10 protein-coding genes, 1 pseudogene and 2 riboswitches are annotated in these 11,968 nt (G+C 43.7%); of the genes and pseudogenes, 5 read left to right on the forward strand and 6 right to left on the reverse strand.

All coding sequences use genetic code 11. The features are described 5' to 3' along the window. Positions 1-137 precede the first annotated feature (137 nt). The 4 genes from ACT3QP_RS07140 (at position 138) to ACT3QP_RS07155 (ending at position 3,988) form a co-directional block, all read left to right on the forward strand. Positions 138-1,430 (forward strand): O-succinylhomoserine sulfhydrylase, encoded by a 1,293-nt coding sequence (locus ACT3QP_RS07140; protein WP_444525017.1) that lies wholly within the window; start codon positions 138-140, stop codon positions 1,428-1,430. 84 nt (positions 1,431-1,514) lie between these two features. Continuing rightward, complete coding sequence (locus ACT3QP_RS07145; protein WP_444525018.1) at positions 1,515-1,844, forward strand: YbaB/EbfC family nucleoid-associated protein; 330 nt, start codon at positions 1,515-1,517, stop codon at positions 1,842-1,844. Positions 1,845-1,950: 106 nt separating this feature from the next. Further along, entirely contained in the window at positions 1,951-2,544 is a 594-nt protein-coding gene (gene recR, locus ACT3QP_RS07150; RefSeq protein WP_444525019.1) for a recombination mediator RecR, read from the forward strand. A gap of 136 nt (positions 2,545-2,680) precedes the next feature. Further along, complete coding sequence (locus tag ACT3QP_RS07155; protein WP_444525020.1) at positions 2,681-3,988, forward strand: ribonuclease D; 1,308 nt, start codon at positions 2,681-2,683, stop codon at positions 3,986-3,988. Between the two features lie 54 nt (positions 3,989-4,042). Here the strand turns inward: ACT3QP_RS07155 and ACT3QP_RS07160 are convergent, their stop codons facing one another. The 5 genes from ACT3QP_RS07160 to gcvT all read right to left on the reverse strand — a co-directional run bounded on the left by ACT3QP_RS07160 (position 4,043) and on the right by gcvT (position 10,526). Then, the gene (locus ACT3QP_RS07160; protein ID WP_444525021.1) at positions 4,043-4,732 is read right to left on the reverse strand and encodes a lipase family alpha/beta hydrolase; all 690 of its coding nucleotides are present in this window, start codon (positions 4,730-4,732) and stop codon (positions 4,043-4,045) included. Positions 4,733-4,894: 162 nt separating this feature from the next. After that, positions 4,895-7,792 carry an aminomethyl-transferring glycine dehydrogenase gene (gene gcvP / locus ACT3QP_RS07165; protein ID WP_444525022.1) on the reverse strand — a complete coding sequence of 966 codons (2,898 nt, stop codon included), beginning with the start codon at positions 7,790-7,792 and terminating at the stop codon, positions 4,895-4,897. Positions 7,793-7,885: 93 nt separating this feature from the next. After that, positions 7,886-8,644 carry a nitroreductase family protein gene (locus ACT3QP_RS07170; RefSeq protein WP_444525023.1) on the reverse strand — a complete coding sequence of 253 codons (759 nt, stop codon included), beginning with the start codon at positions 8,642-8,644 and terminating at the stop codon, positions 7,886-7,888. Positions 8,645-8,878: 234 nt separating this feature from the next. Next, complete coding sequence (gcvH, locus tag ACT3QP_RS07175) at positions 8,879-9,259, reverse strand: glycine cleavage system protein GcvH (protein WP_444525024.1); 381 nt, start codon at positions 9,257-9,259, stop codon at positions 8,879-8,881. An 85-nt stretch (positions 9,260-9,344) separates the two neighbouring features. After that, positions 9,345-10,526 carry a glycine cleavage system aminomethyltransferase GcvT gene (gene gcvT / locus ACT3QP_RS07180; RefSeq protein ID WP_444525025.1) on the reverse strand — a complete coding sequence of 394 codons (1,182 nt, stop codon included), beginning with the start codon at positions 10,524-10,526 and terminating at the stop codon, positions 9,345-9,347. Between the two features lie 172 nt (positions 10,527-10,698). Further along, positions 10,699-10,846: riboswitch (glycine riboswitch) on the reverse strand. Positions 10,847-10,901: 55 nt separating this feature from the next. Next, a riboswitch (glycine riboswitch) is annotated at positions 10,902-11,040 on the reverse strand. 273 nt (positions 11,041-11,313) lie between these two features. On the opposite strand from gcvT, the gene ACT3QP_RS07185 reads away from it, so the two are divergent. Next, a complete protein-coding gene (locus tag ACT3QP_RS07185; protein WP_444525026.1) occupies positions 11,314-11,634 on the forward strand; it encodes a YcgL domain-containing protein in 321 nt (106 codons plus the stop codon). Positions 11,635-11,874: 240 nt separating this feature from the next. Here the strand turns inward: ACT3QP_RS07185 and ACT3QP_RS07190 are convergent. Next, positions 11,875-11,968: pseudogene (locus ACT3QP_RS07190) on the reverse strand (IS1595 family transposase); the annotation flags it as partial.

Raw genomic sequence — 11,968 nt, forward strand, 5'->3', positions numbered from 1 at the left:
TGTTTGGAATAAGTTGACATGGTATGATAACACTGGTGTATTAGGGCGTTTCTTCAATTTGGATGTGCAACAGACCCAAGTCAATAATACAAAAAATAAGTCGTCATGTTAATTACAGTCAGGGTAATGGAATATTTATGAGTCAGTCACAAACGAATGATAAAAAAAATTTTAATGAACCAAAAAAAGCGAATCAATTAGATCCAAACTGGCGCAATGATGCTTTAGATTTGGATCTGGATTATGGCATGCAGACCATCGCCGTACGGGCAGGTCAGCATCGTACTGATGAGGGTGAGCACTCAGAAGCTATTTTTACCACCAGCTCTTATGTTTATACGTCAGCGGCTGATGCCGCCGCACATTTTAATGGAGAGAAGACGGGTAATGTCTACTCTCGTCATACCAATCCTAGTGTCCGTACTTTTGAGCGTCGTTTGGCTGCACTTGAGAATGGTGAGCGCGCTGTTGCCACTGCTTCAGGTATGGGTGCTATTTTGACCATGTGCTTGGCATATCTAAAAGCGGGTGATCATCTGTTGGCTGCCAATCAACTATTTGGCTCATCTATTGGTCTGTTTAATAATTATATGGCTAAGTTTGGTGTTGAGGTCAGTTATGTTGATTGCTTCGACAATGAAGCATGGGCCAATGCGGTTCAGCCAAATACCAAGGTGATTTATTGTGAAAGCCCAAGTAATCCGTTAGCGCAAATTTGTGATATTGGTTACTTGAGCCAACTGTGTAAAGCCAATGATATACTACTTGTCGTTGATAATTGTTTTGCTACGCCGGCATTGCAACGTCCATTGGATTTAGGTGCGGATGTGGTCATTCATTCTGCTACCAAATATTTAGACGGACAAGGTCGAGTATTGGGTGGTGCGCTAGTCGGTAGTGATAAGCTGATGCAAGATGCATTTACAGTTGTCCGTTCAGGTGGTATCAGCATGAGCCCATTTAACGCTTGGGTGTTTACTAAAGGTCTGGAGACACTGAAATTGCGTATGCAGGCGCATTGTAACAATGCCAATCAAGTCGCAGAATTCTTGGTCAATCATCCTAATGTCAGTACAGTACATTTCTCTGGTTTGAGCGACCATCCTGCTCATGAGCTTGCGACCCGTCAGCATCATATGAAAGATGGTTATGGCGCTATCATGGGCTTTGAAGTGAAGTCATCAGGCGGGCTTGATTCAAAATCTGCTGCGTGGCATGTGATTGACTCAACACAGATGGTTTCTATCACCAATAATTTGGGTGATGCCAAAACCACTGTTACCCATCCTGCGACGACCACGCACTTTCGCCTGTCACCAGAAGCGCGAGCGGAAGCGGGCGTCAAAGATGGTTTGATTCGTCTATCAGTCGGTTTGGAAGATGTAGATGATATCATCAAAGATTTGGCACGTGGTTTAGACAGCTTGTAAAGATAACGGTATAATCGTTGTCAACGAACTCACGTTATTGATAAACACTCATTACTATTACTATAAAATGAAAAAGAGGCAACTATGAATATTCAAGCATTAATGCAACAAGCACAAACGATGCAAAAGAAAGTAGAAGCAAACGTTGAAACTGCTAAAAAAGAGCTAGGCAATAAAGAAGTTCACGCCGAAGCGGGTAGTGGTCTGGTAAAAGTTACCATGACAGGTCGTCATGTGGTTAAGCGTCTGACTATCGATCCAAGCTTATTAGAAGATGAGCCAGATATGATTGAAGATTTAATTGCTGCTGCTATCAATGATGCCGTGCGTCAAGCAGACGACTTGTATGAAGAAACCATGGCAGGCGCTACTTCAGGCATGGGTCTACCACCAGGTATGCAAGGTATGTTCTAAGCAGTAAATACTTCATACTGAAGCAAAAATGGGGTTGTTATCGATACGATACGACCCCATTTTTATAGCTACGATTTATAAATTCAGTTAAATAAAGGAAGTAATTTTGCTGACAGCCAAATTTGATCAGCTGGTCAAACAGCTGCGTGTGTTGCCAGGTGTTGGACAAAAAAGTGCCCAACGTATGGCGCTACATCTGCTCACCAAAAAACGCCCACAAGGCATGGCACTTGCCCAAGCACTTGATGAAGGGATGCGTGATATCGTTGAATGTCAGCGTTGTCATAGCTTTAGTGATGATGAGATTTGTCCATTGTGTCAAGATCCTAGGCGCGATGATAGTTTGTTATGTGTGGTCGAAACGGCAGCAGACGTGATGGCAATTGAACAGACCGCAGGCTACCGTGGTCGCTATTTTGTCCTAGGTGGGCATTTATCACCGATTGATGGTATCAGCGCTGATGATCTAAATATTGATCAGCTAGTTCGGCGTGTCAAGCAAGAGCCAATCGAAGAGTTGATACTGGCAACGGGTACGACGGTCGAGGGTCAGACTACTGCACACTTTATCAGTGAAGCGGTGAGTCGGCATGTCAATAAAGTGACTCGTTTGGCACAAGGTGTACCGATGGGTGGTGAGCTTGAGTATCTCGATAGCATGACACTTGGTCAAGCCATGCAGAATCGCTCTTTTTTATAGATTTCTTATGATATTTCTATAGCCGTTGAGTTTTGTCGACCGTATTTTATGGTACTGTTATAATTATTTTTTGATTTTATTTTATTAAAGCGCATTTTAGTGTTTTATTTTCTCTTATTTATGCAGGTATCTGCCCGTGTCAAACAACGTCTCAAACGCTTCAGCCCATCCAAACCTTTCTGATAATACTGATGATTTACTAACCGACTCCGTTAGTATGCGTAGCGAGCCTGCAACAATACCACTACAACCAGATATCGATGCATTATTGGATGTCGCTGACGCCGTCGACATTACGTGGGTGCATGAACAAAGTGGTTTGGATGAAGTGATTGATGCCTTAGCCACTTGTGGACGTGTGGCGCTAGACACTGAATTTATCAAACGCGATACGTATTATCCGCGTCTGGCACTGGTGCAATTAAACGTTGGTGATCATATTTATTTATTAGATGCACCGCAGCTACAGTTGGCAGAGTTTTGGGAAGCACTGCGTAAAGTGGATGTCGCTATTTGGCATGCATGCGGTGAAGACTTGGGGATTTTTTATCTGCTGTCTGGCTGCCCACCATTGACCAATATTTTTGATACGCAAATTGCGCTGTCTTATTTGACCGGTCAATTGCAGATGGGTTATCAGCAAGCGCTTGATGATCAGTTAGATATGCATATTGATAAAGAACAAAGCCAATCTGACTGGTTACAGCGTCCGCTATCAGATGAGCAAGAGCAATATGCAATTGATGATGTACGGTTTTTGCCTGCGTTGTATTTAAGTCTCGAATATGAGCTAAAAAAGCAAGGTGTTTTTGATTATGTATGGGCGGATTGTCAGCTGTATGCCCATGATTTGTATAATACGCAGCATGTTGAAGATGATGCAATGTATTTAACGATGGCAGATTATCGTTATAACTCACAAGAAATGGCGATACTACAGGGCATCGCTACTTGGCGCGAAGAGCTGGCACGTGCGACCAATCAGCCGCGTACCTTTATCATAAAAAAACAAGCCGTGCGTGAGATTGTCACCGAAAAGCCGAACAGTATGCGAGCGTTGGCACACAAAACAACGATGCATCGCAGTATGTTGCGATTATATGGTGAAGAGCTGCTAAAAGTCATTCGAGAGGCAAAGAATCTACCAGCTGTAGAGCATCCGGACTGTCTACTACCGCCGTATCGATCAAAAAACAAGGTTTTATCAAAAGCGGTGCAACAAGCGATAGATGAGCAGTCGGCGGCAATCGGTGTGCCTGCGAATGTATTGATGCGTAAAAAGTGGCTCGCGCAGCTATATGAAGTCATCGCCTATGATAAAGACTTGTCAGAATTGCCTTTAGGATTACAGGGTTGGCGCAACGATTGGGTCGTGCAAACCTTGATTCCAGTGATTGAAAAGCACAAAAATGAGCTACAGCAAGGTATGGGGATTCATAGTTAAAAACCGGCAAGGCTTTGAATTTTAGTGCTGCTAGCTATGATGTTTTTGTCAGGATTAGGGCTTATGAATTTCGTGCTTAAACTGTCCATTTTGTAAAAAATGTATGGTCTGTTCAGCGACTTCTTTGTTAACTAACATACCCGTATGAGTGACCGGTAATATAATATGATCGGTAGCGCTGATAAGTTTAGTCTCTGAGATATAGACTGTGCCATCATGGGCGAGATTTTCTGAGGGTGTCTCTACGTCCGCTTTGCGCAATTTTCGATTGTGATAGGCTAGGATAGGTTGCCCCAAACCTTGCGCTTTATTGCCAGCTATGACACCAAGTTCGATACCTTTTGGCAAAGGCGCAACCGTGCCATCCAAAGCCTGCTCGTATGATTTACCGATAATCGCAGGAGCGAGTCGCCAAATATAATCGCCACTAATGCTGCCATTATGTGGCGTGCCTAGAGTCACACAGCGTCCAATCTGCCATTTAGGATGTTGAGCGACAAAATTACGAATAATCAGACCACCCAAACTATGACCAACCAAATCTATCGGTTGGTCAGGGTGATGATTTGCTTCTAGCCAAGTATTAAGACGTGCGCTATTGGTTTTTATACCATCACGCATACTGCGGTAGCCATACTGATGAGTCTTAAGCCCTGTCGTTTGTAAGCGTTTGGCTAGCGGTCGCATAATCCATGCGGTTTGATGTAGACCATGGATGAGAATGACAAGATTATTTTTCTGCATAGTTAATTCTAACCAAGTAAAAGTGATTTTGTAATATGGATCAATATTATCATTATTTGCCAATGTTACTTAATAATGCATCAATAAAATAAAACCTCCAAATCAGCTACTGACTTGGAGGTTTTTTATAAAGAACTGTCTATAATTCATCGAAAGCTGCAATTACATATAGTTTTCGATACTTGGGCAAGAGCACATGAGGTTTTTATCACCATAAACATCATCGATACGAGCCACGCTTGGCCAGAATTTATTGGCGCGGATATACGGCAATGGGAATGCAGCAGTTTCACGGCTGTATGGATATGACCATTCACCGCTAGTAACCATCGCCGCAGTATGCGGTGCATTGACTAATGGATTGTCTTCTAGTGTCCAACCATCTTCTCCAGCTTTGGCCTTTAGAGCCTCAGATTTGATAGATTGTAGTGCACTAATGAAGCGATCCAGCTCTTCTTTTGATTCAGACTCTGTCGGCTCAATCATTAATGTACCAGCTACAGGGAAGCTCATCGTTGGTGAGTGGAAACCATAGTCCATCAAACGCTTAGCGATATCGCTCTCTGTGATGCCAGTCTCTGCTTTCAATGGACGAATATCGATGATACATTCGTGAGCAACACGGCCGTTTTTACCAGTATATAGGACAGGGTAGTGATCTTTTAGCTGAGTGGCTACATAGTTAGCATTTAATAGAGCCATTTCAGTTGCTTTTAGCAAGCCATCACGTCCCATCATGGCAATGTACATCCATGAGATAGGCAATATACTCGCTGAACCATAAGGCGCTGCTGATACGGCTGAGCAGTCTTTTTGAGCATTATGGACAGGGCTTAGGGTATGGTTGGCCATAAATGGTGCCAAATGTGCTTTCATACCGATAGGACCCATGCCTGGGCCACCGCCACCATGTGGGATACAGAAAGTTTTGTGCAAGTTCATGTGTAGTACGTCAGCACCGACATCCGCAGGCTGCATCATGCCGACTTGCGCATTCATGTTGGCGCCATCCATATAGACTTGACCACCATGGCTATGAATCAGGTCACAAATATGACGGATACCTTCTTCGAAAACACCGTGTGTTGATGGGTAGGTAATCATCAATGCACCTAGACGTGTGCTATGTTCTTCACATTTGGCGGTTAAGTCATCAATATCAACGTTGCCGTTTTCATCCGTTTTAACCACGACTACGGTCATGCCCATCATCATAGCAGTAGCAGGATTGGTGCCGTGTGCTGATTGAGGAATGAGGCAAACATCGCGACCAGTCTCACCCAAAGATTCATGATAACGACGAATAGCAAGCAGGCCTGCATATTCACCGGACGCACCAGAGTTTGGCTGCATAGAGACATCATCAAAACCAGTAATGGCTTTAAGCTGATCTTGTAAGCTGTCAATCATGGCGATATAGCCAGTGACTTGATCACGTGGTGCAAAAGGATGCACATTGGCAAACTCAGGCCAAGTAATTGGTAGCATTTCACTGGTGGCATTCAGTTTCATGGTGCAGCTACCCAAAGAAATCATGCTACGGTTCATCGCCAAATCTTTATCTTCAAGCGATTTTAAGTAGCGCAGCATTTCGTGCTCAGTATGATGCGAGTTAAATACCGGATGCGTTAAGATAGCATCAGTACGTAAATGTGCACTATCAAGCGATACGCTGGCAGCTTCAGGTAAATCATGCGCTTTGCTAACAAACAGCTGTGTCAAGACGTTAAAGTCTGTTTGATCACTGGTCTCACTAAAGGCAACGGCAAGCTTGCTATCACCAAGATGCCATAAGTTATAACCAACATTGTCCGCGTTTTCAAAAATTTGGGTTGCAAGCTTTTCTGAACCGCAATCAATAACAACAGTATCAAAGAACTGATCGTGCACGACTTTTAGGTTGCTGTCATTCGTGTTTGTGATGACATTGGCAAAGGCAGTGGCAAAGGCATGAATACGAGTGGCAATACGTTTAACGCCAGTTGGGCCATGATAAACGGCATACATACCTGCTAAGTTGGCGAGCAATACTTGTGACGTACAGATGTTTGAGTTGGCTTTTTCGCGGCGGATATGCTGCTCACGAGTTTGCAGAGCCATACGTAGTGCAGTATTGCCTTGCGAATCTTTCGATACACCGATGATACGGCCAGGCGCTGAGCGTTTGGCTTTATCAGAGAAAGCAAAATAAGCGGCATGTGGACCACCAAAGCCCATTGGAATACCAAAGCGCTGCGTGCTACCAAGTGCCACATCTGCACCCATATCAGCTGGCGACTTGAGTAATACCAAGCTCATGATATCGCTGACGACACTGACGTACGTTTTGTTTTGTTTGACAGCTGCGATGACGTCTGTCAAATCTTTGACATCACCTTCTGCACCGACGTATTGGAATAAGGCACCGAAATAATCGCCTGATTTAGCGGTTTCAAAATCACCAACAACGACTTCCCAACCAAAGTACTTGGCACGAGTATTGATAACATCTAGCGTTTGTGGATAGACACGGTCATCCACAAAAAACTGTATGGATTTGCTTTTGCTGACACGCTTTGACATCGCCATGGCTTCTGCCGCCGCAGTTGCTTCATCAAGCAATGATGCACCAGCCATCTCAAGACCAGTTAGGTCGATACACACTTGTTGAAAATTAAGCAGTGCTTCTAGACGACCTTGGGCGATTTCTGCTTGGTAAGGGGTATAAGCGGTATACCAGCCTGGATTTTCAAGGACGTTACGCTGAATGACAGCAGGCATACGCACAGGCGAATACCCTTGACCGATATAGCTCTTCTTAACAGTGATGTCATCTGCCATCGTACGCAGTTTCGCTAAGGCGGCATGCTCACTCATCGCTACTGGTAGGTCTAATTCTTTGTGCAGGCGTACTGGCTCAGGTACGGTATCATTGATAAAGCTTGCCATGTCATTGTAACCAACAGCACTTAGTAAATCTGCTTGCTTGGTTTCATTTGCACCTAAATGGCGGTAGACAAATTCCGCTTCGTTAAATAGTCCTTGAAAAGTATCAAACGTCGGGTTTTGAGAAATAGTCATGATAGTCCTTGGTTAAGGGAGTAATAAAGGAGTTAACTAAAAATAACGGTCTGAGGCATTAAATAATCAGCTAGTAGACTAAGTATTTATGTATTACACATAGTGTACAAACTGATTTTGATCGAAACGGAACTGGGTATTGTAAACGCCATTGTCAGCACGCTCACCAGCACCAATCATCATAACGATATGTTGATCGTCGTTTAAGCCTAATAGTTGTTTCATGGCTGGCTCATCGAAGCCGCCCATCGCACAGCTGTCAAATCCATGTGCTCGTAGTGCGAGCATTAGGTTTTCAGCCGCCAGTGCTGTGTTATTGGTTGCCCAGTTTTTGGTGTCTTCAAAGGTATAGTAAGGTGATTTTATTGGACCTTTAAAGCGCCTCACTACTTGAGTTGCTCCCCACTTTGCCGCTGATACCAGGTTGACAGGACCACGTAAAAAATCTAGTGCAACGACTTTGGTATAGTAGTCTTTGACTTTTCTTGGTACGGGCTTGTCAGGGTATTCACGTAAGATTTGCTGAGCATGACTTTTCCAGATGTCGGTACGAGCAACCACAGTGATTAATCGTGCTGATGTTTTTGCTGCGTTTTGATTCATACAGTTCTTCACCGCACGTTTGCGATTATCAGCATCATCGATGACATAGAATTCCCACGGCTGTAGATTGCTAGAGTTCGGTGCTAGCACGGCCAAGCGCAGACAGTCTGCTAGCACATCGTCAGGTATAGGTGTGTCTGTAAAACGACGAACTGAACGGCGTGATTCAACTACATCGCGAAACGCTTGTAGCTGCGGTGTATGACTAGGCGTTGCTACACTGTTTTGACTGTCGGTACTGAGGTTCATATTAGGATCCGTGCTGGGGATTGAGAGATCAACTTGAGTCATGATTGATGGTACTTCTTCAATATGTCTGATAAGTGATTAATACGAATACATTTGTTAGCAGTTGGAATTTATAAATCTAGCAATGATTATTAAGGTAGCGCATGCAGATACCAGCGAATGCCAGTATCTACGATAAGATGTGTCTTTTATGATAATGCGCTTGAATGCCAATGTTAGGTTATAAGGTTATTCTTACAGCTCGTTTTCGTACTCATCAGCAGTCATTAATGCTTCGTAGTCAGCGATATTGTCAGGTTTTACTCTAAAGAACCAACCTTCACCATATGGGTCAGAGTTGATGATCTCAGGATCATCTTCTAGCGCTTCGTTAATGGCAACGACTTCACCTGAAATAGGTGCATAAACGTCAGATGCTGCTTTTACAGACTCGACCACTGAAATTTCGTCATCAACAGCGATAATGTCGCCTACATCTGGCAATTCAACAAATACCACATCACCCAATAGGTCTTGTGCGTGGTCAGTGATGCCGATAGTGATCGTACCGTCGTCTTCTAGGCGTAGCCACTCATGGCTGGCGATATATTTTAGTTCTGCTGGGATGTTACTCATGTTTTCTCTCCTAATTGATAGAGGTTAATTAACAAAAATAGTGGAAGCTAAATCCAATCGAGGCTAATAATAGAATTTATAGAGCCTATGAGTCAAACTGCTGCTTACCGTTACGGACAAACGGTAACTTAAGAACACGTACATCAACGAATTTACCTTTGCCACGGAGATCGACTTGAACGTTATCTTCTTCTGATACGCTGGCAGGAACACGAGCAATCGCAATGGAGTTTTTGAGGCTAGGGGAGAAGGTGCCACTGGTAATGATGCCAGTTTGTTCATTATCTGTGCCTTGATTGATAGTGACAGTCATGCCTTCACGTAATACACCGCGACTCGTTAGCAGCAGGCCCACTTGTTTCATGGCGGTATTGTCGTCTTTTGACTGCTTGCGTTTGCTGATCATGGCAGTACGGCCAACGAAGTCACGATCGTCTTTTAACGCTAGCGTCCAACCCATGTTGCACTCGTAGGGGCTGATCGTTTCGTCCATGTCATGACCGTATAGGTTCATACCTGCTTCCATACGCAAGGTATCACGTGCACCAAGGCCTGCAGGTTTAATGCCATTGGCTTTTAATTGCTCAAAGAACGCTGGCGCATCATCACCATGCATAATCACTTCGACGCCATCTTCACCTGTATAGCCAGTACGCGCAACGAACCAATCGGTGCCTTCGATATCGGTTAAGTCCGCACCGACGAAAGGCTTGAGCCCTGCTAGAGTATCTGCCCATTTAGGTTTGGCTTGTGCCAGTTTGTCAACAGCATTAGGGCCTTGAACGGCAATCATCGCAAGCTCTGGGCGCTCAGTGATGGTAATATCAAACCCTTCAGCGACTTTATTAAACTGTGCCATGTCTTTATCACGTGTGGCTGCATTTGAGACGATACGGTATTCGGTAGCTTCTGCATTCATCAGGTACACGATAAGGTCATCGATGACGCCACCTTGCTCATTGAGCATGCCAGAATAAAGCGCTTTACCAACGATTTTTAACTTATCGACATCATTAGCCAGTAGTTTTTGTAGCCAAGCTTTGGCATCGCTGCCTTTGATATCAGCCACGACCATATGTGAGACATCAAACATGCCTGCATCTGTACGAACGGCTTCATGCTCTTCAATTTGTGAACCATAATGAATGGGCAATTCCCAACCAGAAAAATCCACCAGTTTGCCGTCGCTATCGACATGCGACTGATAAAGGGGGGTGCGTTGAGGGGTAGACGTGTGCGGAGAGTGGCTATCTTGAGTATTGGTCATAACAAATCCTTATGTGTGCATCAGTCCATACTGGATAACAGTATAAAAGTTAATGCGCATTATCATAGTAGTGAGAAGCAACATTGCAAGATGCAAATATTACATCAAAGGGTGGCACAGAGAATAAATAGAAAGCTGTAAACCAAACGGACGCTGAACGTCGGTTTAAGTAATAGCCCTATCTGTCCTGTGACCTGAGATTTTCAACACGAGCCCGCATCTATAGGTTTCAATACAAACCGATAACTGCTGATAGCGTGTTTTCTCCCCTTCGGTGGGTAAAACGTCGTCCGTTTTTACCGCTCTCCAGATTTGTTATGCCTTATGTTTGTGTGTCATGCACGCTTGATGGCATACAACTAAACAAATAATGACATGTGTTTTTCAGTCCTTTTACCTGAGCGATTGGCAGGGTGGATGCGCCTTCGGTGGTTGTGCAGCAATTATATACCTCGTATGACCAATGCGGTTTGATACGAGATTGTGCTGACAGACTCTCTCCTGAAAAACGCTTTTATTATGAAAGGTTAATGGTGTTTTTACAAGTCATCAGCCGCATTAAAATCAATAATTTTAGCAAAAATGACTTTTTATGAGCATAATCGCTATTTATCTATGAAAGTCATGCATACTTGCGTAGATAAATTGAGTGGTTTTATGATTATTAAGTCATTTAAACTATTTCGTAAGTTTTTAGAGTGGTTTACCATACCAAAACGCAAAGCGACTACTGATATTTACCCGAAATATGCTAACCTATGGCGATAGTTTCCGATAGGTTGTTTTTATGCATTGCGATATTTATAAATTTCCAAAACATGATGATATGTACGTCTATATTGCCCGTCCTGATTATCCAGATGATACTGATGAGATTAGGGATTGGTTGGGTGTATTGCCTAAGGACTTCCGTGCAGGATTAGGTCGTAGCAAGTTTGTCATGCACTTAGATTTGGCCACTAGGCCGTCGCTGGCCCGTGTTGACAAAGACGAAGTATTGGCAAAGCTACAGTCACAAGGCTATTTTGTGCAGTTGCCACCCCAAGATGTCATGCGCCGCCAAGCAGAGCTACGGGCTCGTGAAGCACAAGACAGTATTTACGATTAGCACCGTTATTTTAAACGGTTGATCGTAATATGATTTTGAGCGCACTGTTTGATTTGAGCGAACTGTCTTAAGCAAACTATCTATAGTCGATCCCAAATAAAAGGGGCACAACCACTAGGTACGAGTTATATTTTTCTTGCTTGCTGTGCCTACGCAGACAGGGGCTACGAAAAATGCAACCCGTATCGCCGTATTTTTATAGTAGATCGACTATAATTTAGGGGCTGTAGTAGATAAGGATTAAATATCACACCATTTTCTCAGGGTTTTAAGCTGATTAGATGGTGAGCCATAGTTAAATCTAAACTCACACTCTTTTAAAAACAAATGGAAA

It is taken from the genome of Psychrobacter sp. AOP7-B1-24, from assembly GCF_052376215.1.
In the GTDB taxonomy this organism is placed as follows: Bacteria; Pseudomonadota; Gammaproteobacteria; order Pseudomonadales; family Moraxellaceae; genus Psychrobacter.

Bases quoted from the DNA above. Each gene is read 5' to 3' on its own strand.
- ACT3QP_RS07140 (WP_444525017.1), top strand. From the start codon at position 138: ATGAGTCAGTCACAAACGAATGATAAAAAAAATTTTAATGAACCAAAA.
- ACT3QP_RS07145 (WP_444525018.1), top strand. From the start codon at position 1,515: ATGAATATTCAAGCATTAATGCAACAAGCACAAACGATGCAAAAGAAA.
- ACT3QP_RS07160 (WP_444525021.1), bottom strand. From the start codon at position 4,732: ATGCAGAAAAATAATCTTGTCATTCTCATCCATGGTCTACATCAAACC.
- gcvP (WP_444525022.1), bottom strand. From the start codon at position 7,792: ATGACTATTTCTCAAAACCCGACGTTTGATACTTTTCAAGGACTATTT.
- ACT3QP_RS07170 (WP_444525023.1), bottom strand. From the start codon at position 8,644: ATGAACCTCAGTACCGACAGTCAAAACAGTGTAGCAACGCCTAGTCAT.
- gcvH (WP_444525024.1), bottom strand. From the start codon at position 9,259: ATGAGTAACATCCCAGCAGAACTAAAATATATCGCCAGCCATGAGTGG.
- gcvT (WP_444525025.1), bottom strand. From the start codon at position 10,526: ATGACCAATACTCAAGATAGCCACTCTCCGCACACGTCTACCCCTCAA.
- ACT3QP_RS07185 (WP_444525026.1), top strand. From the start codon at position 11,314: ATGCATTGCGATATTTATAAATTTCCAAAACATGATGATATGTACGTC.